This window comes from Micromonospora sp. WMMD1102 (assembly GCF_029626265.1).
Taxonomy (GTDB): domain Bacteria; phylum Actinomycetota; class Actinomycetes; order Mycobacteriales; family Micromonosporaceae; genus Plantactinospora.
Map to the genome: position 1 here is coordinate 7,608,899 of NZ_JARUBN010000001.1, position 25,697 is coordinate 7,634,595.

Here is a 25,697-nt window from a genome sequence, read left to right on the forward strand (position 1 = left end):
CCGGCACGGCCGCCGCACCCGATGGGGCGCCGCCCGCTTCCCAGGGGGAAGACAGCGGGTACGCGCCCGGTCCCGCGCGGACCGATCACGAGCCGACCTGGAGGCCGACGAGGTCGGATCGTGTCATACCCGCGGGCCGTGGAACTTCTGTCCGGGCATCGATCCCGAGGTCACTCCCGGCTTACGATCTGTGCCCGGAAGCGGTAAAACATTGATCGATGCGTCACCGAACTGAAGCGATCCACATCCCCACATTCCCGTAATCAGAGAACTACCGATAGTAGGCGCGGTTTTCAGGTGTTTTCCGGAGCGCACAGGCGGTAGACGGATGGATCACGTCGGCGCAAGGCTGAGAGTGGCGCGTACGGACGCCCAGGTCACCCTGACCCAGATGGCGGCCCGCACCAACTACAGCAAGAGTCATCTGTGCAACGTCGAGCTCGGCAAGCGACCGGCCACCCCGGACCTGGTCCTGGCCTACGAGCGCGTGTTGGGAGACAGCGTGAACCGCAGAGGTGCCCTGGCGCTCGCCGCGACCGTCGTCGTCTCCTCCGCCGTGGCGGAGCTGGTCCAACACGGTTTCGCCGCCGCCATCGCGCCCCGGCGGGACGTCGACGAGTGGGTCGCCCGGTCCGAGGCGTACGGGCAGGACTACATGTCGCTCGGTGCCGCGCAGTTGCAGGCCCGGCTCGCCGCCGACCTGGTGGTGCTGCAACAGGAGCTGGACAGTCCGCACCTGTGGGGCGTCGCCGCCCGGTTGATGACGGTGCACGGCAAGACGTTGCCCGGCAACGACGGCGGCCGGGGAGCGATCCGGTCGTACGAGATGGCCGCGATCGCGGCGGACCGCTCCGGCGACCTGGCCACCCGGGTCTGGGTACGCGGCCGGGCCGCCCTGGCGCTGGCGTACGAGGGGGCGCACCTGCCGGTCGCCGCCCGTTTCGCCGAGCAGGCGGTGGCGCTCACCGACCGGCCGACCCTGGGCCGGTTGACCGCGCTGACCGCTCAGGCGCACGTTGCCGCCTGCCGGGGCGACGCCGCCACCGCGCTGGCCGTGCTCGACGACGCCCGCCGGATCTTCGACACCACCGGCAGCTCGGAACAGGTCTCGGACTTCGCGGTGCCGCAGTGGCGCTTCCACACCTTCGAGTCGATGCTGCTGTCCCGGCTCGGCCATCCGAGGGCGGTGGCCGCCCAGGACGAGGCGGACCGGACCCGCCCGGACAGCCTGCCCCGGTTCGCCACCCACATCGAACTGCACCGGGGGCTGCTGATGGCCTCCGCCGGAGACGCGGCCGGCGGCCTCGGCTACGCCCGGCGGGCGCTGGACCGGCTGCCGCCGGAGCGGCACAGCCTCTCGCTGCGGCTGATGCTGGCCGAGGTGGAACGGGCGGCCGGCGCGGTGCTCTGACCCGCCCGCCCGTCCTCGACTCCGACTCCCGACCCGATCCGCTCCGCCCTCGGGCTCCGATCTCATCGAAGATCGACGATACTGTTGCACGTGAAACGTCGCCCCGGCCCGGCCTGGGTGCCCCGCCGGTCTCAGCCGAGCTGTTCGCTCACCTGCCGCTTGAGGCGGGCCAGGATGGCGTTGCCGCCGCGCACCCGCAGTGGGCTGATCGCCTGGGCCAGCCCCATCCGCTGGTAGAGGTCGTCCGGCACCGCAAGCACCTCGTCGGCGCTCGCCCCGGCCAGCCCCTCGGCCAGGATCCCGGCGAAGGCCCGGGTGGTCGGCGCCTCCGGCGGGCAGTCGAACCAGGTCGTCACGGTACGGTCGGCGGCCACCTCGGCGCGCAGGAAGAACGCGGTCTGGCACTCCGGGACCTGCTCCATCCCGGCGTGCCCGGTCAGCTCCGCCGGCAGCGGCGGCACGGCGTCGGAGAACTCCAGCAGCATCTCGAGGACCACGTCCCGGGGAGCGGCGGCGAACTCCGCCACGATCTCGGCGAGCTTCGGTGGCATCGACTGGGGCATGGACCCCAGGCTACCGAGCCGGTTCAGCGGCCCGGACTGGCCTCGCTGATCTCACTCAGTGCCGACGACGGGTCCAGGCGCATCGCCAGGTCGCCCAGGGAGACGATGCCGACCAGTTGGCGGTCGCTGTCGCAGACCAGGATCCGGCGTACGGCCCGATCCCGCATCAGGGAGGCGGCCTCGGCGGCGGTGGAGTTCTGCTCGATCATCACGATCTCCCGCGAGGTGACCTCGCCGAGGGTGGTCTGCCGGGCGTCCCGGCCCTCGGCGACGGCGCGGATCACGATGTCGCGGTCGGTCACCATGCCGAACAGGCTCGACCCGTCCGTCACCACCACGTCGCCGATGTCGGCGTCGCGCATTGCGCGGGCGGCCTCGTCCAGAGTGGTGGCCACCGGCAGATAGACGATGTTTCTCGTCATGACGTCGCGGACTCTGACCTCGGTCACAGCGTGCCTCCGAACCCCCGGTTTACCGATACCACCTGCTACCCCCTGGCCGGCACGCTAACACCATGTCAGGTTTCCGATCGGCCACTTTGGGTTGCTGGACGGTAGCGTGCGGTTGGTCCGGATAAGTCGCCGGCGATCCGCGTGACCTGAGTGAGGTGCGATGAAGGCCACCGAGCTGCCCATCTCCGGCGCCTGGGAGTTCCTCCCGCAGCAGTTCTCCGACGACCGGGGCAGGCTTCTCGTCTGGTACGACGCGGCCGTCTTCGCCGACGTGCTCGGCTTCGAACTCGTGGTGGCCCAGGTCAACCAGAGCGTCTCCCGGCGGGGCGTGGTCCGGGGTGTGCACTGGGCCGACGTGCCGATCGGCCAGGCCAAGTACGTCTCCTGCCCGCGTGGCGCCGTGCTCGACATGGTGGTCGACCTGCGGGTCGGCTCGCCGACGTTCGGCCGGCACGAGGTGACCAGGCTGGACGCCGTCGACAACCGGGCGGTCTATCTGCCCGAGGGGGTCGGGCACGCCTTCGTGGCGCTGGAGGAGGAGAGCGTCGTCAGTTATCTCTGTTCCGCCCGGTACGCCCCGGCCCGGGAGCGGATCGTGCACGTCCGGGACCCCGAACTCGCGCTGCCCTGGCCGGCCGGCCTCGACCCGATCCTCTCCGAGCGGGACGCCCGGGCGCCCGGCCTCGCCGAGCTGCGCGCCGCCGACCTGCTCCCCCGGTACGACGAGTGCCAGCGGCTCTACCAGGCACACCGCTCCGGCCGAGACCAGCTCTAGCCTGCCGAGGCGGGACCGGACGGGACGGCCAGCCGGGACGGCAGCTCGGCCGCCGGCAGCTCGGCCCGCTCACCGGTGGCGCGGTCACGCAGCTCGACGTACCCGTCGGCCCAGCGGCGGCCGACCACGACGGCGCGCGGGACGCCGATCAGCTCGGCGTCGGCGAACTTGACCCCGGCCGAGACGTGCGCCCGGTCGTCGACAAGCACCCGCAGGCCAACCCCGGCCAACTGCCCGGCCAGCTCCAGCGCCGCCTCCGCCTGCGGCCCCTTGCCGGCCGCCACCACGTGTACGTCGCACGGCGCGACCGCCGCCGGCCAGACCAGTCCCCGCTCGTCGTGGTGCTGTTCGGCGATCGCCGCCACCGCCCGGGACACCCCGATGCCGTAGCAGCCCATGGTGAGCCGGACCGGCTTGCCGTCCCGGCCCAGCACGTCGACCCGGAACGCGTCGGTGTAGCGGCGGCCGAGCTGGAAGACGTGCCCGATCTCGATGCCCCGGCGGATCGTCAGCCGCCCCGGCCGGCAGGCCGGACACCTGTCGCCGGCCCGGACCTCGGCCGCCTCGATCGTCCCGTCCGGGGTGAAGTCCCGGCCGCAGACCACGTCGGTGGCGTGCCGACCCGGCTCGTTGGCGCCGGTCAGCCAGGCGGTGCCGGGCGCCACCCGGGGATCGACCAGGTAGCGGATGCCGAGCTCGGCCAGCACCTGCGGGCCGATGTAGCCGCGGACCAGCTCGGGCCGGTCGGCGAAACCGTCGAACATCGACACGGTGGCCGGGCTGAGCGTCGCGGCGAGCCGCTTGAGGTCGACGTCACGGTCCCCGGGTACGCCGACGACCAGCGGCTCCGGCTCGGCCGACCCGGGCCGGCGCAGCTCGACGACCACGTTCTTCAGGGTGTCGGCGGCGGTCCAGTCGGTCCGGCCGCCGAGCCGGCGGTCGTTGGCGAGCGCGACCAGGGACTCGATGGTCGGCGTCTCCGGGGTGTCGTGCACCTGCGCCGAGGGGTGGGCGTACGGGTCGCCGGCCGGTGCCGGCGGGGTGGCCACCGCCTCGGTGTTGGCCGCGTAGTCGCAGGCGGTACAGCCGACGAAGGTGTCCTCGCCGACCTCGGTGGCGGCGAGGAACTCCTCCGACGCCGAGCCGCCCATCGCGCCCGAGGTCGCCGCGACGATCGTGTACGCCAACCCGAGCCGGTCGAAGATCCGCTGGTACGCCGCCCGGTGCCGGTCGTACGCCGCCGCGAGCCCCGGCTGGTCCAGGTCGAAGGAGTAGGAGTCCTTCATCAGGAACTCCCGCCCGCGCAGCAGCCCGGCCCGGGGCCGGGCCTCGTCCCGGTACTTCGTCTGCACCTGGAAGATCGACACCGGGAAGTCCCGGTAGGAGGTGAAGGTGTCCCGGACCAGCAGGGCCGCCATTTCCTCGTGGGTCGGGCCGAGCAGGAACTCGGCGCCCCGCCGGTCGGTCAGGGTGAAGATGTCGTCGCCGTACTCGGTCCACCGGCCGGTCGTCTCGTACGGCTCCCGGGGCAGCAGGGCCGGGAAGAGCACCTCCTGGCCGCCGATCGCGACCATCTCGTGCCGGACGATCTCGGCGACCCGGTCCAGCACCAGCCGGCCGAGCGGGAGCCAGGTGTAGCCGCCCGGTGCGGCTCGACGGATGTAGCCGGCCCGCACCAGCAGCCGATGGCTCGGCACCTCCGCGTCGGCCGGGTCCTCGCGCAGCGTACGGAGAAAAAGCGTGGACATCCGGAGCAGCATCCGGGCAGCGTAGACCGGCGGCCGGAACCCGGGCACCCGAATTGTCGCCCGACGTCGGCCCGGCCGGGGCAGCCCGGCCGTCCCGGGTACGCCGCGCGACCGGCGCGCACCGGCACCGGCTGCGGTCCCGGTCGCCTTCGGGACTCGACGGCTGCGGTCCCGGTCGCCTTCGGACCTGGACAGCTGCGGTCCCCGTCACCTTCGGGCCTGGGGAGTGCCCCGGCCGCCGTCGGGCTGACAGACTGCGGTCGCTGGGAGTGGAACGTAGTGCAGGGGAGGCGCGAGGTGCGCTGGCGCAGCTTCGTGGCGGTGGGGGACAGCTTCACCGAGGGACTTGACGACGCGTACCCGGACGGCAGTTTCCGAGGTTGGGCCGACCTGGTCGCCGCGACACTGGCCGCCTCGGCCGGGCCGGATTTCGGTTACGCCAACCTGGCGATCCGGGGCCGGCTCTTCGACAACGTGGTGGCCGAGCAGGTGCCCGCCGCCCTCGACATGCGCCCCGACCTGGTCAGTTTCGCCGCCGGCGGCAACGACGTGCTGCGCCGCAGCTGCGACCCGTACGCGTTGGTCGAGCGCGCGGACCAGGTGATCAGGGAGCTCCGGGCAACCGGCGCGGACGTGCTGCTGTTCCGGTTCGCCAACGTGATGGCCCGGCTGCCCGGCCAGCGGATCCTCGGCCCCCGGGTCGCGGTCCTCAACCAGGGCATCGGCGAGATCGCGGAGCGGCACGACGCCACCCTGGTCGACCTCTACGCCGACGACGTCTTCCTCAACCCGGTGCTGTGGAGTCCCGACCGGCTCCACCTGTCGGCCGCCGGGCACCGCCGGGTCGCTGCCCGGGTGCTGACCGCCCTCGGTGTCTCCCCGGAAGAGGGCTGGCTGGTCGTCCCGCCGCATCCCGCACCGACGCCGTGGTTGGCTGCCCGTGGCGCGGACCTGCGTTGGCTGCGGCAGTACCTCGCGCCCTGGGTCAGGCGTCGGCTCACCGGCCGGTCGTCCGGCGACACGGTCCTCGCCAAGCGCCCGCTGCTGAAGCCGTACGTCGACCGTTGAGGGTCAGCCGACCTGGAAGCCGAGGGCCTGGGCGAGAACTATCGTCTGGGTCGGGTCGACGATCGCGCCGGACCGTTCCACAGTGGTCGGGTCGAGGGTGCTGAGGTCGCTGCCACGCAGGTCGCAGCGGACGAACCGGGCAGCGCGCAGTTGCGCACCCGAGAGGTCGACCCCGGTCAGGATCGCGTCGGTGCAGTTCGCGCCGGTCAGGTCCGCCTCGCGCATCCGTACGCCCTGGATGGTCACGCCGCGCAGGTCGGCGCCGGAGAGGCCGACGAAGGACCAGTCCCCGCCGAGCACGGTCAGCGGCCGGAGCGCCGACTCGGCGAAGGTGCTGCCGACCAGCTTGCAGCCGGCGAACTCGGCCTCGAAGAAGTTGCACCTGGTGAAGGTGCAGCGCAGGAACGCCGAGTCGGTGTGCCGGGAGGCGTTGAACCGGACGTTGCCGAAGACGCAGTTGGTGAAGCTGCTCCGCTCCAGCGTCGCCTCGGTCAGGTCGACGTCGAAGAACTCGCAGTCGACGTACTCGTGTTCGACGAACTCGTCGCCGTACCAGTCCTCCCGCCGGAACGTCCGCCCCTCGTGTCGTACGCCTGTCCGGGTCGGCTCCGTCATGTGACGACGGTAACCGAGGCGAGCCGCACTCCCGCACCGACCGTCCGGCGTACGGTGGGGCCATGCCGATGCCGAGCGATCCCGCACCGAGCCTCCAGGGTTACGCCGACCCGCAGCGACTGGTCAGCACCGAGTGGCTGGCCGAGCACCTGGGCCAACCCGGGCTGGTGGTGGTCGAGTCGGACGAGGACGTGCTGCTCTACGAGACCGGTCACATCCCCGGCGCGATCAAGGTCGACTGGCACCTTGAGCTGAACGACCAGGTGACCCGGGACTACCTCGACGCCGAGGCGTTCGGCAGGCTCTGCGCGGCCAAGGGCATCGGCCGGGACGACACGATCGTCTTCTACGGCGACAACTTCAACTGGTGGGCGGCGTACGCGCTCTGGGTCTTCACCCTCTTCGGCCACTCCGACGTGCGGCTGCTCGACGGTGGTCGGCAGAAGTGGGTCGCCGAGGGGCGGGAACTCACCCGGGAGAAGACCGACCGGCCGCCGGCCGACTATCCGACGCCGCAGCGGGACGACGCGCCGATCCGGGCGTACCGGGACCAGGTGCTGGCGCACATCGCGGCGGGTCGGCCGCTTGTCGACGTCCGCTCACCGAAGGAGTACACCGGGGAGCTGACCCACATGCCGGAGTACCCGCAGGAGGGTGCGCTGCGCGGCGGCCACATCCCGGGCGCGCTGAGCAAGCCGTGGAAGTCGGCCGCGAACGACGACGGCACCTTCAAGGGGCCGGACGAACTGCGGGCGATCTACGCCGACCAGCTCGGACTGTCGCCGGACGACGACGTGATCGCGTACTGCCGGATCGGCGAGCGGTCCAGCCACACCTGGTTCGTGCTGCGGCACCTGCTCGGCTATCCCCGGGTGCGCAACTACGACGGCTCGTGGACCGAGTGGGGCAACCTGGTCCGGGCTCCCGTGGTCAAGGGCGACCAGCCCGGCGGCCTCACCTCCTGACCGCTGACGGCACGGCGCGGCCGGGCGACGCCGGGCCGGGACCCTGGGCGGCGGGGACGACCTGCCTGGACCCTAGACGGCGGGGACGACCTGCCGCACGGCCACCAACCCGGGTACGTCGATACGCTGCCGTATCGTCCAGGAGCGCGGATCGATCCGGAGTACCGCGTCGGGCTGGCCGACGTAGAGCCGGTCGCCGCCGGGCGGGGCGACGAGTCCGCGTACCTCGGCCGGGGTGGACCAGCGCGGATCCCTGCCGCGCGGGTAACCCGCCAGGCCGACCACCTCGCGGCCGGCCCCGACCAGCACCGTCCCGGCGGCGTCCACGGCCGACGCGGCCGGCGCGGCGCCGCCCAGGGTGCCGCCGCCCGGGGCCGCGCCACCCGCTCCGGCGCCGCCCGTCGGCGGGTCGAACCGGAAGCTCTCCAGCACGGTGAGTCCGTCGGGATCGATGGTGGCCAGTGCCCCGCTGCCGGCGTCCGCAACGTAGAGCCGGCTGCCGTCCGGGCTCAGCGCGATCGTGCGCCCGGTCGCCGGCCCCTCCCCGTACGGCGTCGGCAGGTCGATGCAGAACGCCCACCGTTCGGTCAGGTCGAGGGTGTGCACGAAGGCGTGTACGTGCGGAGCGTCGTCGCGCGCCCCGCCCGGATCCGTCGTGGCGGCGATCCGGTCCCGGGTGTGTACGTGGTCCGGCTGGTGCGTGTAGAGCGTGAAGAGCCGCCGACGCGCCGGGTCGTAGACCGCCTGCCGGCCCTCGCCGCGCATCTCCTCCTCGGCGCCCTCCGGCACCACCGCCTTGACCCTGGTCAGCAACGGTTCGATCCGTCCGGAGGCGAGGTCGACGACCCGCACCCGGTAGCGGTCCGGCGCGGTCGGCGGCAGATAGTCGAGGACGAAGAGTGCCTGCTCGGTCGTGTCGAACGCCTCCGGTTCGAGGTTGCCGGGCAACTCCAGCCGGCGCCGCTCGCCGGCCCCGTCGGCGACCACGATCGTGGTCCGCTCCCGGGGCCCCGGCCGGTACGGGTTGCGACCCGGCCCTGCGTCGTCGGCGAGCGCCACCAGGTCGCCGTCGGCCGAGGTGGTGCGGGCGGTCAGCGCGCCGGTCAGGGTGCCGGCGCTGATCGGGGCGCCGTCGGGCAGCCGGTGACCGGTCAACCGGGTACCCCCGCCGGGGTGCTCGACCCGGACCAGCCGACGGCCGTCCCCGCTGAGCACCGCCGGGGCGGGCTGGACAAGCAGCCGACCGGTCGCCGCCGCCACCACCGCCAGTCTGCCGTCGGCCAGCTCGACCACCAGCGCGTCCGGTGGTGCCGGTTGCGGGCGGGCGTCCGGCCCGTCGGTCCGGGACCGGCAGCCGGCGATCGCCGAGACCGCTCCGACCCCGGCCGCACCGACCAGTACCGCCCCGGCCGCCCGCAGCACACTCCGCCGCGTCGCCGGACCGACCCGCCCGGCCGTCCCGGCGGCCCCGGTTGCCCCGGTGGCCCAGGTTGCCCCGGCGCCTGCCGTCGTCCCGTCGGGCCCGGTTGCCCCGGCGCCTGCCGTCCCGTCGGGCCCGGTCGTCCCGGCGCGTGCCGTCGTCCCGTCGCGTCCGGTTGTCCCGGCACGTCCGGTCGTCCCGTCGCGCCGGTCCGTCCTGACGGGACCGGTCGTCCCGAAACGCCACGCTGTTTCGTCGCGTTCGCCCTCTGCTGCGGTCGCCATGCCGGGTAGAGGCCTGACGCCGTCGGCCGGTTCCCCGGTCACGCACGACGGGCTCAAGATTCTTGTTGTCCTGTGGTTCGTGGCTGACCACGGAACAACAAGAATCTTGGCGGCGCGTCTGTCGACGGCGGGGTGATCGGGTTTGGGGGTGGGGGGAGCCAGCGGAGGAAGCGGGTGGCCGGGTGGCGGGGGGTGGCGGGGGGCAGGTCCTGGGACGCGTGCTGGAGTTGCGCCGCGAGATAGACCGGCAGGCCGATCCGGTCGTGCCGGTAGGTCCAGAGCGCCGTCACGTTGAAACAGAGGCCGCTGACGGCGTCCCCCCGGTAGGTCTTGTGCCGGTAGGCCGTATCAGGATCGGGCCAGTAGACGGTCGAGGTCGCGTGGTGGCAGGAACCGGCCCAGCAGACTGTCGCCGCCAAGTCGTCCTTGGCCTCTATCGAGGCAACTGCGGGCGGTGTGTTCTCTACCGCGAATCTGCGTATGCCGCGAACCAGTCTCGATTCCAAGGCAATTGATATTGGTAGCGGTGGTGCCGTTCAGGGAGCTGTCCGCCGGAGCTTCGCCCAGAATCGGATGAAGTGCGGGTCGAAACCGGTGGGATCGGCGGCAGCTATGTCTGCCGGTGTCCACCACCGGGCTTCCCGGAACTCACCGCTGTCGAGCCGGAGCTGCCGTGCGCGGTCGATCCGCAGTAGGTACCACAGGCTCACGTCGGTGTGCCCGGCGTCGATCCCGACGGCCTCGGTCACGGTGAGGAACGCCGGCCGTTCGTCCACCAGGCCGCTGTCGACCGGTACGCCCAACTCCTCGTACGCCTCGCGGCGGGCGGTTCCGGTCGGATGCTCGTCCGGGTCCACGTGCCCACCCGGCGGCAACCACAGTCCGGCGTTGAGGTGGTCGACCAGCAGCACGCCGCCGTCGACCGGATCGACCGGTACGACGTACGAGACCAGGTGGCGAGGTGGGATTGCCGGCTTGATCCGCCGGAACACGTCGTCGGCGCGCCGCAACCAGTGCAGCGTCTCCGACCGGTGCCGGGCCTCCTGGTCGTCGGCCGGGACGAGCCCGGAGACGAGACCGTGCACCACGGCGACCGACTCACGCATTGCCGAAGGTCCCCCGTCAAGGATCAGTCGCGGAACGTGCGGGTCAGGTGGGCGAGCGCGGCGTCAACGTACCGCCGGTCGGCCGCCACCCCGAACGCCAGGTCCTCGATCAGCGCACAGCGGGCGTGGAAGGCGGCGCGCGCCAGCAGGTCCCCCGTCGACGGGTCCAGCCGGGCGGCCACCCGGGCCGCGACCTCCGGGCCGAGGTCCCGGTAGATCCGGCCGAGGTCGTGCGCCGGGTCGGCAACCGCCGCGTCGGACCAGTCGAGCACGCCGGTAAGCCTCGTCCGGTCAAGGGCTCCGGTAAGCCTCGTCCGGTCAGGGACGCCGGTCAGCCTGGTGCGGTCCGGCTCGGCGAGCAGATGCTCGGCGCCGAGGTCGTTGTGGCAGAAGACCAACACGTCCGGCTCGGCGGGCGGCGCGGTGGCCAGGAACCGGTCCACGGCCCGGCGTTCGTCGGCACCGAGCAGCTCGGCGACCTCCGGCAGCGCGGCGTCGGTCTCGGCGAGGTAGCCAGCCAGCGGGTAGCGGTCCTCCTCGACCAGGCCGGCGACCTGTTCGATCGGGATGCCGTGGACGGCGGTCAGGAACTCCGCGAGCTGGTCGACAAGTACGGCCGGCTCGGTCGGCGGGCGGTCGAGCAGCGAGACGCCAGGCAGCTTGCGCTGCACCATCAGGCCTGCCTCGGGCGCCGCGGCGACCACCTCGGGGACCGGGATCGGCGACACCCGGGCGACGACGTCGAGCAGCGCGACCTCCCGTTCGATCGCCGCCGCCACGTCCGCGCCGTCGACCGGCTTCAGCTGGCGGACCACGTACGCCCCGTCCACCTCGTACGCGACGTGGTCGGTGCCCTCGCCGAGCGGCACCAGGGTACCGACCTCCACGCCCAACAGTCGATGTACTAGGTCCTGCACCGCTCCTACCGATCCTCGCACCCTCGGATCATGCCAGGACGTGGCGTTTGGCCGGCTGGTACGGCAGCCGTCCGGGCCCGCCGGACGACCCGCACGGTCAATTCGACCGTGCGGGCCCTGGCGTCGGCGGCTGCCGAAACGACGCTACTGAGGCAGCTTCTCCGTCCACTGCGAGGTGAGCTGGAAGGAGCCGCCCTCGCTGGCGTACCACAGGCCGCCGTCGTTCGGGACGAAGAAGTTGGTCTCGGTGATCTGCGAGCTGGTCGGGTCGATGACCAGTACCGCCTCGCGTTCTCCCTTCTCGGTGATGACCAGGCGCAGCCCGCCCTTGACCGGACCGAGACTGGTGACGTTCGGGTAGGAGGCGATTGCCCGGTAGGCGGCGGCACGCACCTTTGGCGGGGTCGGCTGCTGGGACACCAGGGAGATCAGCCCGTGGAAGACCGCATTCTCCTGCTGCGCGGCGGTCAACTTCCCGGCGCTGGTCCGGACGTCGCCGTTCTTGACGATCTCGGTGATCGCCGCCTGCAGCGCCTTCGGCTCGGTCGGCAGCTGCTGGAGCTGCGCCAGGCTCACGCTGGCACCACCGAGCGAGAAGGCACCGGCTTGTCCGCTCAGCTTCTGCACCCTACCCCCGCTCTTCTGACCCCGGAACCAGCTCTGGCCGTCGTGGCCGGTCCAGTACTCGTACTGGTCAGAGGCACCGCTCTTGTCCTTGATCGACACCACCTTCGTGTACCAGTAGGTACCCGACGCCTCGGCCGAATTCTCGGCGGTGGTGGCGGCGGCGAGCAGGATCTGCTGGCCGGACCGCGGCGAACCAGCCCCCGAGTCGGCGCCAGCGACGGTACCCGTCGACGGCCCGTCCGAGCCGTCACCGGACGTGCCGGCGCCGCCCGCCGCGATGACCACAGCGACCACGGCGGTGGCGGCGCCGGCGGTCAGCGCCGAGGCCAGGAAGGCGAGCCGTCGCTTCGGGGCGTGCTGCGAGGGCGTCTCGGCCGCGTGCAGGTCTTGGTGGATCTCGTGCATCACGAACTCCTGGATTCGCTGGTGACGGTCGCTCGGCAGGTCCCGTTCCGCCAGCGCCGGCAGCAGCCGGGCCAAGCTTGCGCGGTCATCCGGATCGAACTGATTCGACGTGGGGTTCATCGGGAATTCTCCTGAGCAAACCGGGCCGCGATCTCGCGGCTACCTGTTATCTGTCCGCGGCCAACATGCGGTTCCCCGCATTTCTCGGCCGGTCTCAGCCGGCCCGCCTCGACGAGCTTTTCGAGTTTCTTGCGGGTCCGGAACAGCCGGGATCGCACCGTGCCGACCGGCACGCCGAGCGCCTCCGCGGCCGCCGCGTAGTCGAGCCCGGACCAGACGCACAAGGCCAGCACCTCGCGCTCGGGCCTGCGCAGCGCCGCCAGCGCCGCACGCACCAGGCCCAGCTGTTCGCGGTCATCGACGCGCAGGGCGACCTCGTCGGCGAAGTCCGGCGTCATCTCGGGCTTCGGTAATCGCGCGAGTGCACCGGCGTGCCGTCGGGCCGCGCGGCGGATATTCCGTACGACGTTGGTGGTGATGCCCAGCAGCCAGGGACGTAACGATCCGTCGCCGATACCGACACGAACCGTCTGACGCAACCGCCATGCCTCAAGGAACGTCGTCGATACCGCGTCCTCTGCGGTCGACCAGTCGCCCGTCAGTCGGAAGGCGTGGTTGTAGACCGATCGAGCATGCTCATCGAACAGTTCCCTGAACGCGACCGGGTCGCCGGCGTGCACCCGGGCACGCAAACTCATCTCCACATGAAACAACTGTCCGGTCGGACGCTCGGGTTCCCGTGGTCCACCTCACAGGACTTCGCCGGCCGGGGGCGGCTCCGCCCGCCCGACCCACGCCGCTTGGGGGCGGAGCGAGTGCCAGGCGGTCGTCGCGACCAGGGCGAAGACGGCGGTGACGGCGTACAGCACCGGGGGCAGGCCGGTGGCGGAGCCGAGCAGTCCGGCACCGACCGCGCCGACCGGTGCCGCCAGCAGTGCGACCGTACGTTGGGCGCTGCCGACCCGGCCGAGCAGTTCGGCGGGGACGTTACGCTGCCCGTACGCCGACCAGAGCGCGTTCCAGATCGCCGTGCCGGCGGAGAAGACGGCGAGTGCGACGGCGCCCGGTACCGGATGTCGGGCCAGCGCCAGCGCGGCGACCGCCAGCGTCTCGGCGACCAGTACGGCACGCAGGCCGGGCAGCGTGCCGAGCCGGGCGGCGATCCGCCCCGCGCAGAGTCCCCCGACCAGTGCACCGAGTACCGCCGCCGACATGAACAGCCCGTACCCGGCGGCGGGCACCGCGAGCACCTCCAGGGCGTAGAGCACGAGGATCGCGATCAGGCCGCTGGTGGCCAGGTTGGTGACCGTCGTCAACCCGGTGATCCGGCGCAGGGTGCGGTCCTGCCAGATCCAGCGCAGCCCCTCCCCGGCCGCCCGCCAGGCGGCACGTGCGGTGCCGGGATCGGCCCTCGGGATGGCGGCGGTGGTGCCGGGATCGGCCCTCGGGATCGCGGCAGCGGCGCTGGGGCCCGGGGTGGTCTCGGACGCTGGACCGGGCAGGAGGGTCGGGGACGGGCGTGGGGTCAGGGTCAGCGCGAGCAGGGCGGCGGCGGCGAAGGTGACGGCGGCGGCGGCGAACGGCAGGGCCGCCGACACGGCGAAGAGCAGCCCGGCCAGCGGTGCGCCGACGAACCCACCGGCGACGGCGGTACCCGCCTGGAGCCGGCCGTTCGCGACCGCCAGCCGGTCGGCGGGCACGATTCCGGGCAGGACGGCGAAGGCGGCGGCGTCGAAGAAGACGCCGAGGGTGGCGAGCAGGAAGGTGCAGCCGACGAGCGTGACGATCCCGACGTCGCCGGTGACGACCAGCAGGGCGAAGCCGGCGACCAGGACCGCACGTAGGCCGTCCACTGTGGTCATTGTCTTGCGCCGGTCCCATCGGTCGGCGTAGACCCCGCCGACCAGTCCGAACAGCAGCGGTGGAAGCTGACCGGCGGCCACCACCACCGCGATGGCGCGCGGATCCCGGGTCACCGAGGCGGCGAGCAGGGCCAGCGCCGGGGTACGCAGTGCGTCGCCGAGCCGGGACAGCACGGTCGCCGTCCACAGTGCCCAGAATCCGCCGATCCTGCCCATCCGACCTCCCACCCGCCTGCCTACCGCCGCCTCACCGCCGATCCGACCGAGCAGCGACAGGCCGACCCGATCGAGTGCCGACCCGACCGAGCGCCGGGCAATCGACCGACCGAGCGCCGGGCAATCGACCGGCCGAGCGCGAACCAGTCAACCGGCGGTCGCGTCGAGCGACCCGACCGTCGACCCTGCGGTCTCGACCGGGTCGAGAGTCAAGCCACGTCAGGCCACCACCCACCGACCACCACCCACCGACTCACCGACTCAGCCCCACCAACCACCCACCGCCAGCCCGACGACTGCACCACCGCGCGACACCTGGGCAATAAGGGAAGTAAGGCGGCTACCGCCGTTAATCGGGCACCCGCGCCCGCCCCTGCCGGCGCCGTCGAAGGTGTCCACCTGGTGGCGGTCGACACTTCGTGAGCAGCTACTGATTGACATCTGACTAGGCTGGTCGGGTGACGGTGAAGGAGCAGGTGATGGCGACGGAGGCCGACGCGCCCGCCAGCGGCGTACGGCGACGCCGGTCCCGGCGCGACGAGATTCTGGAGATCGCGGTCGGCCTCTTCGCGGCCCGTGGCTATCACGGGGTCTCGATGGACGACATCGGGTCGGCCGCCGGGGTGACCGGTCCGGCCCTCTACCACCACTTCGCCGGCAAGGAGGCGATGCTCATCGCCGCGCTGATGCCGGTGAGTGACGGGCTGCTGGCCGGTGGCCGGCAGCGGGTCGCGGAGCATCCGGACAACTTCCGGGCGGCCCTGGAATCCCTGATCGACTTCCACGTCGAGTTCGCCCTGGCGAATCCGGCGGTCATCGCGCTGCACCTGCACGAGCTGGACCGGCTGCCGGAGGAGCCCCGTCGGCAGATCCGGCGGCTCCAGCGGCTCTACGTCGAGGAGTGGGTGGGGGTGCTGACGGCGCTGCACCCGAAACTCTCGGCGGCCGAGGCACGGGTACTCGCGCACGCCGCGTTCGGCCTGATGAACTCCACGCCGTTCCTCGGTGGCGAGGTGGACCGCCAGCGGCGGGCCGCGCTGCTCCGGGCGGCCACCCTGGCCGCGCTGCTCGCCGACCCGGACGACTGAGCCGCCGACGCGGACGACTGAGCCGCCGGTTGCGGGTGACTGAGCCGCAGTTCCCAGTCGACTGAACGTTCGTTAACCTAAACCGCGTGGCGCTCGGGCGCCGCGCCCGATCCTGCGGTCCGCCGGACCGGAGGGTCAGGTTGACAGAGGTTCACCGAGCCGGGTCGCGGACGCGCCCACCACGGGTTACGGCCGGTCGAGTACGGGAAGGTAGCGCATCGACATGATCGAGTCTCTGCTCGTCGCGAACCGTGCCGAGATCGCCCGCCGGATCATCCGGACCGCCCGGCGACTCGGCATACGGGCGATCGCGGTCTACTCGGAGGCGGACGCCGACCTGCCGTTCGTCCGCGAGGCCGACGAGGCGGTCTGCATCGGGCCGGCGAACCCGGCACAGAGCTACCGGAACCCCGAGGCGATCCTGGCCGCCGCGAAGTCGACAGGTGCCCAGGCGATCCATCCCGGCTACGGCTTCCTGTCGGAGAACGCCGACTTCGCCCGTACCGTCGAGGCGAACGGCCTGGTCTGGGTCGGACCGGGCGCGGACGCGATCGCCGCGATGGGCGACAAGATCAATGCTCGTAACCTGATGGCAGCCGCCGGGGTGCCGGTGGCGCCCGGCAGCACCGAGCCGGCCGGCACCGTCGACGCGGCGCTCGCCGCCGCCACCGAGATCGGCTTCCCGGTGATGGTCAAGGCCGCCGCCGGGGGCGGCGGGATGGGCATGGCGGTCGCCGCCGACGAGCCGGGCCTGCGGACCGAGTACGACAGGGTGCGGGCCTTCGCCGAGCGGATGTTCGGGGACAGCTCGGTGCTGGTCGAGCGGTACTTCCCCCGGGTGCGACACGTCGAGGTGCAGATCCTCGGCCTGGCCGACGGCCGGGTGGTGGCACTCGGCGAGCGGGAGTGCTCGGTGCAGCGGCGCAACCAGAAGCTGGTCGAGGAGTCGCCGTCCCCGGCCGTCGACGCGGGGCTGCGGGAGCGGCTGCTGGCGGCGGCGGTCCGGGCCGGCGAGGCGGTCGGCTACCGCAACGCGGGCACGGTCGAGTGCCTGCTCGACCCGTCCACCGGGGAGTTCTTCTTTCTGGAGATGAACACCCGGCTCCAGGTCGAGCATCCGGTGACCGAGCTGGTCTACGGCGTCGACCTGGTGGAGCAGCAGTTGCGGGTGGCCGCCGGGCTGGCCCCGAGCTTCGACCCCGACGCGCTCGCCCCGCGCGGGCACGCCGTCGAGCTGCGGGTCAACGCCGAGGACCCGAAGCGGTTCCTGCCCGGTCCGGGCGCGGTCACCGCCTGGACCGAGCCGGCCGGCGACGGGGTCCGGGTCGACTCCGGGTACGCCCTCGGCACCACCGTCACCCCGTTCTACGACTCGCTGCTGGCGAAACTGGTCGTCTACGGCGCCGACCGGGCCGAGGCGATCGAGCGGGCCCGTACCGCGGTGGCCGGGTTCGAGATCGCCGGCCCGAAGTGCAACCTGCCGTTCTTCGCCGAGCTGTTCGACAATCCCGAGTTCCTGGACGGCAGCTACGACACCGGGATCGTGGGCCGGATGCGGGGCACGAAGTGAGCGCCGACCTGCCGGGCGCGGTCTCGATCCGGGAGGTCGGGCCGCGCGACGGGTTGCAGAACGAGGATCCGGTCCCGACCGAGGGCAAGGTGCGGCTGCTCGACCTGCTCGCCGGCACCGGTGTGCGGCGGATCGAGGCGGTCTCCTTCGTGCACCCGAAGGCGATTCCGCAGATGGCCGACGCCGCCGAGGTGTGGGCGCGGGCGACCCGGGCGCCGGGGGTGCGCTACTCGGCGCTGGTGCCGAACACGAAGGGTGCGCAGCGGGCCCTGGCCGCCGGCTTCACCGAGATCGAGGTGGTGGTCTCGGCCAGCGACACGCACAACCGGCGTAACGTCAACCGGTCCACCGCCGAGTCGCTCGACGACATCGCCGGGCTGATCGCCCTGCTGCACGAGGCCGGGGCGACCGCCGAGGTGATCGTGGCGACCAGCTTCGGCTGCCCGTACGAGGGGGACGTCGACCCGGCCCGGGTGGCCGGCATCGTCGACCGGGTGGTGGCCGACGGGGCGGACCGGGTCGCCTTCGGCGACACCACCGGGATGGCGACGCCGCGCCGGGTCCGGGAACTCGTCACCGCCGTCCGGAACCGGCAGCCCGACATCCCGGTGCTGCTGCACTTCCACAACACCCGGGGTACGGCACTGGCGAACCTGCTGACCGCACTCGACCTCGGCGTCACCGAGTACGACGCCAGTGTCGGCGGGTTGGGCGGCTGCCCGTACGCCCCCGGGGCGAGCGGGAACGTGGCCACCGAGGAGGTGGTGCACATGCTGCACGACATGGGCGTCGAGACCGGCGTCGACCTGGACGCGTTGCTGGAGGCGGCGGCCTATGCGGAGCGGCTGGTCGGCCGGGAGTTGCCGTCCGGGGTGCTCCGCGCCGGCCCGCGCAGCCGGCTCACCAGCTAGGTGCGACGGCGGTCGACGCGGGCCGGGCGGAACGGGCCGCCGAGAATCGCCGGCCCGTTCCGGGTGCTGGGTCGTCCTGGCTGCTCGGCCGTCGGGTCAGCCGATCGGGGCGAGCATGGTGGTCGCCGGCCAGCTGTCCCGGAATACCTGGTCACCGGTGTTGTCGGCGCGCTCCGGCCCGACCCGGGTGCCGGCGAAGAGCCGGGTCACCTGGCTCGCCTCGCCGCTGCTCGGGTACGGGTTGGTGCAGCTGGTACCCGCACTGCCGCCGGACATCAGCAGCGAGCAGTTGCCGTTGTAGTTGTCCGGCAGCCCGAGGATGTGCCCGATCTCGTGCGTCATGATCCGCAGCGGGCTGTACTGCGCCGCCTGCCGGGTGTCGATGTAGACCCGGCCGTTGCCCAGGCTGGTCCGTACGGCGTACGAGCCGCCACCGGTGATCTGGTAGATCCGCAGGTTGGTGCCGCAGTTGGCGGAGAGCGTCAGGTTCGACGTGGCGTTGTTCCAGATCGAGGCGGCCTGGTTGGCGATGCTGACGTAGCTGGGTGCCTGGCTGGTGTTGTAGCAGATGGTCATGGCGGCGGACGCGGGCGAGGGGTTGGCCAGCGTGATGCCGAGGGTGGCACCCGTCGTCGCGACGAACGCGACGAGCAGCCGGCTGATGCGTGAGGTCATGGCTCACTCTCCGATCCGGGGGTCCGGTTGTGGGGGTGCCAGCAGCATAGTATGGACAAACGTCAATTCCACCATCCTGTCCGGATACGTGGTTGTCTGTTATGGGCGCCGACCGGGTGGCCCAGGGTGGGGCGGGCGCGGTAGCCTAACGATCGTTCAGGGGAGTTGACGCGGGGTTGCCAGCCAGTCCCGCGGGCGGAGACGAGGGGGTCGGCGTGACACTCGACGGTGCGGCGCTGGAACAACTCGGCAAGCGGGTCCGGGCCGGCGGAGCGGAGAAATACCACGCCGCCAACGCGGCCAAGGGCAAGCTCTTCGCCCGGGAGCGGATCGCGCTGCTCGTCGACGAGGGGTCGTTCGTCGAGGACGGGCTCTACGCCAACGCGCTCGCCGACGGGCTGCCCGCCGACGGTGTGGTCACCGGCCAGGCCAGCATCGACGGCCGGCCGGTCTGCCTGATGGCCAACGACTCGACGGTCAAGGCCGGCAGCTGGGGCGCCCGTACCGTCGAGAAGATCATCCGGATCATCGAGCGGGCGTACGCCAACGGGCAGCCGATGGTCTACCTGGTCGACTCGGCCGGCGCCCGGATCACCGACCAGGTCGACCTCTTCCCCGGCCGGCGCGGCGCCGGAAAGATCTTCTGGAACCAGATACGCGCCTCCGGCTCGATCCCGCAGGTCTGCGCCCTGTTCGGGCCGAGCGCGGCCGGCGGGGCGTACATCCCGGCGTTCTGCGACGTGGTGGCGATGGTGGACGGCAACGCCAGCATGTACCTCGGCTCCGACCGGATGGTCGAGATGGTCACCGGGGAGAAGACCACCCTGGAGGAGATGGGCGGGGCCCGGGTGCACTGCGCCGAGTCCGGCGTCGGGCACTTCCTCTGCAAGACCGAGGCGGACGCGCTCGACGTGGTCCGCCGCTACCTGTCGTACCTGCCGGCGAACTGGACCCAGGCGCCGCCGGCCGCACCGGCGGTGGCCGCACCGGAGAAGGTCGACCTGGCCGCGCTGGTGCCGGCGAGCGAGCGGCAGGCGTTCGACATGCGCCGGTACGTCAGGGGCCTGCTCGACGCCGACTCCTTCCTGGAGGTGCAGGCGCTCTGGGCCAGGGAGCTGACCGTCGGCTTCGGCCGGCTCGACGGCCAGGTCGTCGGGGTGGTGGCGAACAACTCGATGTTCAAGGGCGGGGTGCTCTTCGTCGACTCCGCCGACAAGGCGACCCGGTTCGTGCAGCTCTGCGACGCCTTCAACGTCCCGCTGCTATTCCTCTCCGACGTGCCCGGGTTCATGGTCGGCACGGCGGTGGAGAAGCAGGGCATCATCCGGCACGGCGCCAAGATGATTACGGCGATCAGCGAGGCGACCGTACCCAAGATCTGCGTGGTGGTCCGCAAGGCGTACGGTGCCGGGCTCTACGCGATGGCCGGCCCCGGCTTCGAGCCGGACGCAACGATCGCGCTGCCCACCGCGAAGATCGCGGTGATGGGCGCCGAGGCGGCGGTGAACGCCGTCTACGCCAACAAGATCGCCGCGATCGGGGACCCGGACGAGCGGGCCGCCTTCGTCGCCGAGCGCCGCGCCGACTACGAGCAGGACATCGACGTCGTCCGGCTGGCCAGCGAGCTGGTGGTGGACGCCGTCGTCGAGCCGGCCGACCTGCGCACCGAACTCGTCCGCCGGTACGCCGCCGCCCGGGGCAAGGACCGCGGCTTCTCCCGTCGCCGGCACGGCGTCACACCCGTCTGACCGGAGCGGCCAGCCAGCGCCGCACCACCAGCACCGCCCGCGCGGCAGCCGCCGCGCCACCAGCAGCATCCCGGCCGGGTTCGGCACGAGCGGACCGGCGGACCGACCGAACCGATGGAGGAACCCTATGGACTTCCGGCTCAGCGAGGAATACGAGGCGCTGCGATCCAGTGTGCGGTCCTTCGCCCGCGAGGTCGTCGCGCCGGCGATCGCCGAGCACTACGAGCGGCACACCTTCCCGTACGAGATCGTCGCGCAGATGGGCAAGATGGGCCTGTTCGGCCTGCCCTTCCCGGAGGAGCACGGCGGGATGGGCGGCGACTACTTCGCACTCTGCCTCGCCCTGGAGGAGCTGGCCCGGGTCGACTCCAGCGTGGCGATCACCCTTGAGGCGGCGGTCTCGCTCGGCGCGATGCCGATCTACCGGTTCGGCACCGCCGAGCAGCGCGCCCGCTGGCTGCCGAAGCTGGTCACCGGCGAGGCGCTGGCCGGGTTCGGGCTGACCGAGCCGGGCTTCGGCTCCGACGCGGGCGGCACCGCCACCCGGGCGGTACTGGACGGCGACGAGTGGGTGATCAACGGGTCGAAGGCGTTCATCACCAACTCCGGCACCGACATCACCGCCCTGGTCACGGTAACCGCGGTCACCGGCAGCAACCCGGACGGCTCCAAGGAACTCTCCACCATCATCGTGCCGTCCGGCACCCCCGGCTTCACCGTCGCGCCCGGCTACTCCAAGGTCGGCTGGTGCGCCTCGGACACCCACGAGCTGACCTTCGAGGACTGCCGGGTGCCGGCGGAGAACCTGCTCGGCCAGCGCGGCCGGGGCTTCGCCCAGTTCCTGCGCATCCTGGACGAGGGGCGGATCGCCATCGCGGCGCTCTCGGTCGGGCTCGCCCAGGGCTGCGTCGACGAGTCCGTCCGGTACGCCCGGGACCGGCACGCCTTCGGCCAGCCGATCGGCAACTTCCAGGCGATCCAGTTCAAGATCGCCGACATGGAGCGGCGGGCGCACACCTCCCGGCTGGCGTACCACGACGCGGCGGCCCGGATGCTGGCCGGCGAGGACTTCAAGCGGCACGCCGCGATCGCCAAGCTGCACGCCAGCGAGTGCGCGGTCGACAACGCCCGGGATGCGACCCAGATCCACGGCGGCTACGGCTTCATGAACGAGTTCGCGGTGGCCCGGTTCTGGCGGGACTCGAAGATCCTGGAGATCGGCGAGGGCACCTCCGAGGTGCAGCGGATGATTATCGCCCGCGACCTGGGGTTGTAGCCGTCAGTCGACGGTGGTCAGCTCGGCCAGGGCCCGGACGGTCTTCCAGTTCCGGGTGGTCGAGGCGACGCCGAGCCGCTTCTCCAGGTTGAACCTGCTCCGGCCGTACCCGTCGGGAAAGTGCAGGTAGACGTCCCGGCCGGTGTCGGCGAACCGGAACTCGGCGGTCTCGCCGCCCGGCACGGCGAGCCCGGCCACCCGATCGGACTCCGGCGGCTCGGCCAGAAACGCCACCAGCAGCTTGACCTCGTCCGGCTGCCCGGAGGCGTACGGGTTGCCGCCGGTCAGCTTCGCCAGCTCCGGGCCGGACCGGACCATCACCGCCACGTCCAGGGTCGACTGGTCGGCGAGGGCGCGGCGGATCCCGTCGGCCAGCCGTCCCGGGTCGGCATCGTCGGCGGCTCCGAAGACGACGTTGCCGCTCTGCAGGTAGGTCCGCACCTCGTCGTGGCCGAGTTCGGTGACGATCCGGCGCAGGTCGGCCATGCCGATCCGGTTGTGCGAGCCGAGGTTGACGCCCCGGAGCAGTGCCGCGTACCGGACCATCCCGCCCCCTCGATCGACCCCGTCCGACGCCTCAGCAGCGTAACTCGCGGCGGGGTCGGGTGCCGGTCAGCGGCCGGTGCGACGCTGGGCGGTCCGGCGTCGACGGTGCAGCAGCAGCCCGAGCAGGGCGCCGACCAGGACCACCGGGGCGGCCGTGCCGAGCAGCCAGCCCGGGTGGAAGCCCTGCTCCGGGCGTACCCGGGAGGCGCCGGCCACCGGCGAGGAGACCTGGTTGCCGGCGTCCTGACCCGGGCTGACGAGTTGGCCGACGGCTGCGTCGGCGGGCAGCCCGAAACCCCAGTCGAGCAGCGCCGCACCCTGCTCCCAGCCGCGTTGCGGCTGCGACTCCGCGCCGAGCAGGGTGACCAGCAGGGTACGCCCGTCGCGTTCCGCCGCCCCGACGAAGCTGTGCCGGGCCAGGTCGGTGTAGCCGGTCTTGCCGCCGAGCGCACCGGGATAGCGGTGCAGGAGCTGGTTGTCGTTCCAGATCGGATAACCCTTGGTGTTGTTCGCCGCCTGGGCCGGCACCTGCGCCATCTTCGTCGCCGCGTACCGGCGGAAGTCGGGATGGGCGAAGCAGGCGCGGGCAATCAGCGCCAGGTCGTACGCGCTGGTGTACTGGCCGGGACCGTCCAGTCCGGATGGTGTCGCGGCTCGCGTCTGGTGCGCGCCGAGCCGGGTCGCCTCGGCGTTCATCGCCGCCACCCCGCCGGCCTGCCCGGCGGGACCGCCGCCGAGCCGGGCCAGCACGTTCGCGGCGTCGTTGCCGGAGTTCAGGATCAGGCCGAGCCAGAGCGTCTCGACCGGGTACCGGCCGCCGCGCACCAGCCCCACCGCCGAGCTGCCCGGTTCGAAGTCCAGGTCCGACCCGGTCACCTCGACCACCTGCCGAGGGTCGAGCCGGGGCAGTACCGCCGCCGCCAACAGCAGCTTCTGCACACTCGCCGGTACGCCGTACTCGTGCGGGCCGCAGCCGCCGAGCACCACGCCGCTGGTCAGGTCGGCGACCAGCCACGATGTGGCGGTGACCCGGGGCGGTTCGGCGACGCCGGGCGGGGTGACCAGGCCGGGGGTGGCCAGCGCGGGGCCGCCGACCGCCGCCTTCGCCGGGTCGAGCGGCGGCGGGGCGGGCCGGCTCGGCCGGGCCACCGGCGGGCTCGGCGCCGGACAGGGCCGGGCCGGGGTGCCCGCCCGGATCTGGGCCGGAAGCCTCGGAACCGCGGGTCCGGGTGCCCCGGCCGCCGTCGTCGCGGGAAGCACCAGGAGAGCGCTGGCTACTCTGAGTACGAGCAACCGTCGATTCATACTCCGAAGAGTAATCGGATTCACCCGTTCGAGTGGCGGAATCGACCAGACCGCCAGGTCGGCCGGCGGTGCTGACGGCGGCCCCGGCCGGATATGCCCGACGAGCGGGATACCACCAGGTCATCATGATGACCTAGTGGTGTCAGTCCGGAAGTGGTTGTCCCTCGGCGCCGATGACCGGACGTCGGCCGCCCTCCCGGGTGAGCAGCAGCGCCAGGCAGGCGACCGCGACGCAGAAGGTCATGCCCAGCAGCAGCGCCACGGCGTTGTCCCGGCCGCCGAGTCCCATCAGCGGCGCCGCCACCGCGGCGAGCACCCCTTGCAGGGTGCCGAGCACCGCCGATCCGCTGCCGGCCGCCTTCGGCACCCGCTGGATCGCCAGCGCGGCGGCGTTCCCCATGAACATGCCGAGCCCGACGAAGAAGAGCAGCAGCGGGACCGCCGTGGCCCGGCCGAGCTGACCGGCCAGGGTGACGGCGAGCAGGCCGGCGGTGGTGGCCAGCATGACGGCCAGGCCGATCCGGAGCAGCAGCGCCGGCCGGGCGCCCCGGCCGACCAGGCGGGCGTTTACCGCGCCGCTCAGGGTGGAGAGCAGCGCACCGGCGGCGAAGGCGACGGCGGCCTGCCGCACGGAGAGCCCCAGCACGTACTGGAGGAAGAAGGGTGACGCGGCGATGTAGCAGAACAGGGCCGCGAACCCGAAGCCGAACGTGAACGTGTAGCCGAGGTAGACCCGGTCGGCCAGCACCGACCGGGCGGTGGCCAGGGTGGCGCGGAGTCCGCCGGCATGCCGGCGCTCCGGCGGCAGACTCTCGGGTACGCCGACAAGCGCGACCAGCAGGGTGACCAGCAGCCCGGCGGCGAGGGTGACCCAGACGGCCCGCCAGCCGGCCGCACTCGTCACCACGCCGCCGATCAGCGGGGCGGTGATCGGGGCGATCCCGCTGAGCGCCATCAGGATGCCGAACATCCGGGCGGCGGCCGGACCCTGGGCGGTGTCGGAGATGACCGCCCGGCCCACCACCACGCCGGCCGCCGCGCTGAAGCCCATCACGAGACGCAGGGCGGTCAGCGCGCCCAGGGTCGGCGCGAAGGCACAGGCGGCGGCGGAGGCCGCGCAGACCGCCGTGCCGGCCAGGATCAGCGGCCGGCGGCCGTACCGGTCGGAGAGCGGGCCGAGCACGAGCTGTCCGAGGGCCAGCCCGACCACGAACGCGGTGAGGGTGAGCTGGATGCCGGCGGGGTCGGTGCGGAACTCGTCGGCCATCCGGGGGAAGGCCGGCAGGTACATGTCGATGCCCATCGGTGGCACGAAGGCCAGCAGCACCAGGGCGGGCAGCAGCAGCCGGCGGGACCGGGTAGGCGGTGTGGCGGGCTGTGCGGGCGGCGACGGCGGGCTGGACTCTTCGCTTCGCGAGGGGGCGGAAGTCACGCCGGCAAGTTACTATACCTATATAACTATGTCTAGCGTTATCCTCGTGAAGTGAAACGAGTGACCGTGGCGGACGAGACGGTGCTGCGGCAGGCGAGGACACTCGTACCGGTTCTGTACCAACTGAGCCGGGTGCTGCGGATGCAGGGCACCGACGAGTCGGGGCTCGGCCAGCTGCCGCCCTCCGAGCTGGAAGTGCTGCGGTACGTCGCCGACACCCCCGGGGTCTCGGTGAGCACTCTCGCCCGCGACCTCGGGCTGCACGCCAGCAACGTCAGCGCGACCGTCCGGGCACTTGTGGCCCGCGACCTGCTGCGCCGCGAGCCCGACCCGAACGACCGGCGGGCCGTACGCCTGCACGCGACAGTGGACGCCGCGCACGGCTCGGCCCGGATCGAGGACGCCTGGGCCCGGCTCTTCGCCGCCGCGCTGGCCGAGATCACCGACGAGCAGCGGGCCGAGCTGGCCGACGCCGCCCCGGCACTCGGCGCGCTCGCCGAACGCCTCCGGATCCGCCGCGCCACCGAACGGAGCTGAGCACCCGATCCGGAGCAGACCACGGCGACCCGGCACACCGGACGGTCGATTCTGACCGGTTAGGGGCTGACGATCGACTGCTCAGGGTGTTTGCATGTGCGCCGAGGGCGACCGT

General features: G+C 72.4%; 24 protein-coding genes. 10 read left to right on the top strand and 14 right to left on the bottom strand.

The window, feature by feature from the left end:
• The first annotated feature begins 328 nt into the window (after nucleotides 1–328).
• Entirely contained in the window at nucleotides 329–1,411 is a 1,083-nt protein-coding gene (locus tag O7626_RS34540) for a helix-turn-helix transcriptional regulator (RefSeq protein ID WP_278065171.1), read from the top strand.
• A gap of 131 nt (nucleotides 1,412–1,542) precedes the next feature.
• Here the strand turns inward: O7626_RS34540 and O7626_RS34545 are convergent, their stop codons facing one another.
• Nucleotides 1,543–1,974 (bottom strand): SufE family protein, encoded by a 432-nt coding sequence (locus O7626_RS34545; RefSeq protein ID WP_278065172.1) that lies wholly within the window; start codon nucleotides 1,972–1,974, stop codon nucleotides 1,543–1,545.
• Nucleotides 1,975–1,997: 23 nt separating this feature from the next.
• Nucleotides 1,998–2,423: a CBS domain-containing protein gene (locus O7626_RS34550; protein WP_278065173.1), complete on the bottom strand. Its 426-nt coding sequence runs from the start codon at nucleotides 2,421–2,423 to the stop codon at nucleotides 1,998–2,000.
• Nucleotides 2,424–2,586: 163 nt separating this feature from the next.
• On the opposite strand from O7626_RS34550, the gene rfbC reads away from it, so the two are divergent.
• Complete coding sequence (gene rfbC / locus O7626_RS34555; RefSeq protein WP_278065174.1) at nucleotides 2,587–3,201, top strand: dTDP-4-dehydrorhamnose 3,5-epimerase; 615 nt, start codon at nucleotides 2,587–2,589, stop codon at nucleotides 3,199–3,201.
• Here rfbC and O7626_RS34560 read toward each other — a convergent pair.
• Nucleotides 3,198–4,961: a proline--tRNA ligase gene (locus tag O7626_RS34560; RefSeq protein ID WP_278065175.1), complete on the bottom strand. Its 1,764-nt coding sequence runs from the start codon at nucleotides 4,959–4,961 to the stop codon at nucleotides 3,198–3,200. The genes rfbC and O7626_RS34560 overlap by 4 nt on opposite strands.
• A 285-nt stretch (nucleotides 4,962–5,246) precedes the next feature.
• Here O7626_RS34560 and O7626_RS34565 point away from each other — a divergent pair, with 285 nt between their 5' ends.
• Nucleotides 5,247–6,017, top strand: a complete 771-nt coding sequence (locus tag O7626_RS34565; RefSeq protein WP_278065176.1) for an SGNH/GDSL hydrolase family protein — start codon at nucleotides 5,247–5,249, stop codon at nucleotides 6,015–6,017.
• A 3-nt stretch (nucleotides 6,018–6,020) separates the two neighbouring features.
• Here the strand turns inward: O7626_RS34565 and O7626_RS34570 are convergent, their stop codons facing one another.
• The gene (locus O7626_RS34570; RefSeq protein WP_278065177.1) at nucleotides 6,021–6,632 is read right to left on the bottom strand and encodes a pentapeptide repeat-containing protein; all 612 of its coding nucleotides are present in this window, start codon (nucleotides 6,630–6,632) and stop codon (nucleotides 6,021–6,023) included.
• Between the two features lie 62 nt (nucleotides 6,633–6,694).
• On the opposite strand from O7626_RS34570, the gene O7626_RS34575 reads away from it, so the two are divergent.
• Nucleotides 6,695–7,597, top strand: coding sequence for a sulfurtransferase (locus O7626_RS34575; protein ID WP_278065178.1), 903 nt, complete (start codon nucleotides 6,695–6,697; stop codon nucleotides 7,595–7,597).
• 72 nt (nucleotides 7,598–7,669) lie between these two features.
• On the opposite strand, the gene O7626_RS34580 is transcribed toward O7626_RS34575, so the two are convergent.
• From O7626_RS34580 to O7626_RS34605, 6 genes are all read right to left on the bottom strand, one after another.
• Nucleotides 7,670–9,019 (bottom strand): hypothetical protein, encoded by a 1,350-nt coding sequence (locus O7626_RS34580; RefSeq protein ID WP_278065179.1) that lies wholly within the window; start codon nucleotides 9,017–9,019, stop codon nucleotides 7,670–7,672.
• 818 nt (nucleotides 9,020–9,837) lie between these two features.
• The gene (locus tag O7626_RS34585; protein ID WP_278065180.1) at nucleotides 9,838–10,407 is read right to left on the bottom strand and encodes an NUDIX hydrolase; all 570 of its coding nucleotides are present in this window, start codon (nucleotides 10,405–10,407) and stop codon (nucleotides 9,838–9,840) included.
• Between the two features lie 23 nt (nucleotides 10,408–10,430).
• Nucleotides 10,431–11,294, bottom strand: a complete 864-nt coding sequence (locus O7626_RS34590) for an aminoglycoside phosphotransferase family protein (protein ID WP_278065181.1) — start codon at nucleotides 11,292–11,294, stop codon at nucleotides 10,431–10,433.
• Between the two features lie 174 nt (nucleotides 11,295–11,468).
• Nucleotides 11,469–12,476, bottom strand: coding sequence for a CU044_5270 family protein (locus O7626_RS34595; protein WP_278065182.1), 1,008 nt, complete (start codon nucleotides 12,474–12,476; stop codon nucleotides 11,469–11,471).
• Nucleotides 12,473–13,114, bottom strand: coding sequence for an RNA polymerase sigma factor (locus O7626_RS34600; RefSeq protein WP_278065183.1), 642 nt, complete (start codon nucleotides 13,112–13,114; stop codon nucleotides 12,473–12,475). The genes O7626_RS34595 and O7626_RS34600 overlap by 4 nt, the downstream gene beginning before the upstream one ends.
• 51 nt (nucleotides 13,115–13,165) lie before the next feature.
• Nucleotides 13,166–14,494: an MFS transporter gene (locus O7626_RS34605; RefSeq protein WP_278065184.1), complete on the bottom strand. Its 1,329-nt coding sequence runs from the start codon at nucleotides 14,492–14,494 to the stop codon at nucleotides 13,166–13,168.
• Nucleotides 14,495–14,973: 479 nt separating this feature from the next.
• On the opposite strand from O7626_RS34605, the gene O7626_RS34610 reads away from it, so the two are divergent.
• The 3 genes from O7626_RS34610 to O7626_RS34620 all read left to right on the top strand — a co-directional run bounded on the left by O7626_RS34610 (nucleotide 14,974) and on the right by O7626_RS34620 (nucleotide 18,063).
• Nucleotides 14,974–15,582: a TetR/AcrR family transcriptional regulator gene (locus O7626_RS34610; RefSeq protein ID WP_278066450.1), complete on the top strand. Its 609-nt coding sequence runs from the start codon at nucleotides 14,974–14,976 to the stop codon at nucleotides 15,580–15,582.
• Between the two features lie 223 nt (nucleotides 15,583–15,805).
• Nucleotides 15,806–17,152, top strand: coding sequence for a biotin carboxylase N-terminal domain-containing protein (locus O7626_RS34615; protein ID WP_278065185.1), 1,347 nt, complete (start codon nucleotides 15,806–15,808; stop codon nucleotides 17,150–17,152).
• 8 nt (nucleotides 17,153–17,160) lie between these two features.
• Entirely contained in the window at nucleotides 17,161–18,063 is a 903-nt protein-coding gene (locus O7626_RS34620) for a hydroxymethylglutaryl-CoA lyase (protein WP_278066451.1), read from the top strand.
• Between the two features lie 96 nt (nucleotides 18,064–18,159).
• Here O7626_RS34620 and O7626_RS34625 read toward each other — a convergent pair whose 3' ends face one another.
• On the bottom strand, nucleotides 18,160–18,738 hold the full coding sequence (locus tag O7626_RS34625; protein ID WP_278065186.1) for a snapalysin family zinc-dependent metalloprotease: 579 nt from the start codon (nucleotides 18,736–18,738) through the stop codon (nucleotides 18,160–18,162).
• 215 nt (nucleotides 18,739–18,953) lie between these two features.
• On the opposite strand from O7626_RS34625, the gene O7626_RS34630 reads away from it, so the two are divergent.
• Both O7626_RS34630 and O7626_RS34635 read left to right on the top strand, forming a co-directional pair.
• On the top strand, nucleotides 18,954–20,486 hold the full coding sequence (locus tag O7626_RS34630) for an acyl-CoA carboxylase subunit beta (RefSeq protein WP_278065187.1): 1,533 nt from the start codon (nucleotides 18,954–18,956) through the stop codon (nucleotides 20,484–20,486).
• 127 nt (nucleotides 20,487–20,613) lie between these two features.
• On the top strand, nucleotides 20,614–21,762 hold the full coding sequence (locus O7626_RS34635; RefSeq protein WP_278065188.1) for an acyl-CoA dehydrogenase family protein: 1,149 nt from the start codon (nucleotides 20,614–20,616) through the stop codon (nucleotides 21,760–21,762).
• A 3-nt stretch (nucleotides 21,763–21,765) separates the two neighbouring features.
• On the opposite strand, the gene O7626_RS34640 is transcribed toward O7626_RS34635, so the two are convergent.
• The 3 genes from O7626_RS34640 to O7626_RS34650 form a co-directional block, all read right to left on the bottom strand.
• Nucleotides 21,766–22,308: a DUF1697 domain-containing protein gene (locus O7626_RS34640; protein ID WP_278065189.1), complete on the bottom strand. Its 543-nt coding sequence runs from the start codon at nucleotides 22,306–22,308 to the stop codon at nucleotides 21,766–21,768.
• A 66-nt stretch (nucleotides 22,309–22,374) separates the two neighbouring features.
• Entirely contained in the window at nucleotides 22,375–23,613 is a 1,239-nt protein-coding gene (locus O7626_RS34645; protein WP_278065190.1) for a serine hydrolase, read from the bottom strand.
• Nucleotides 23,614–23,755: 142 nt separating this feature from the next.
• Nucleotides 23,756–25,045 carry a multidrug effflux MFS transporter gene (locus tag O7626_RS34650; RefSeq protein ID WP_278065191.1) on the bottom strand — a complete coding sequence of 430 codons (1,290 nt, stop codon included), beginning with the start codon at nucleotides 25,043–25,045 and terminating at the stop codon, nucleotides 23,756–23,758.
• A 51-nt stretch (nucleotides 25,046–25,096) separates the two neighbouring features.
• On the opposite strand from O7626_RS34650, the gene O7626_RS34655 reads away from it, so the two are divergent.
• On the top strand, nucleotides 25,097–25,582 hold the full coding sequence (locus O7626_RS34655) for a MarR family transcriptional regulator (protein WP_278065192.1): 486 nt from the start codon (nucleotides 25,097–25,099) through the stop codon (nucleotides 25,580–25,582).
• Nucleotides 25,583–25,697 lie beyond the last annotated feature (115 nt).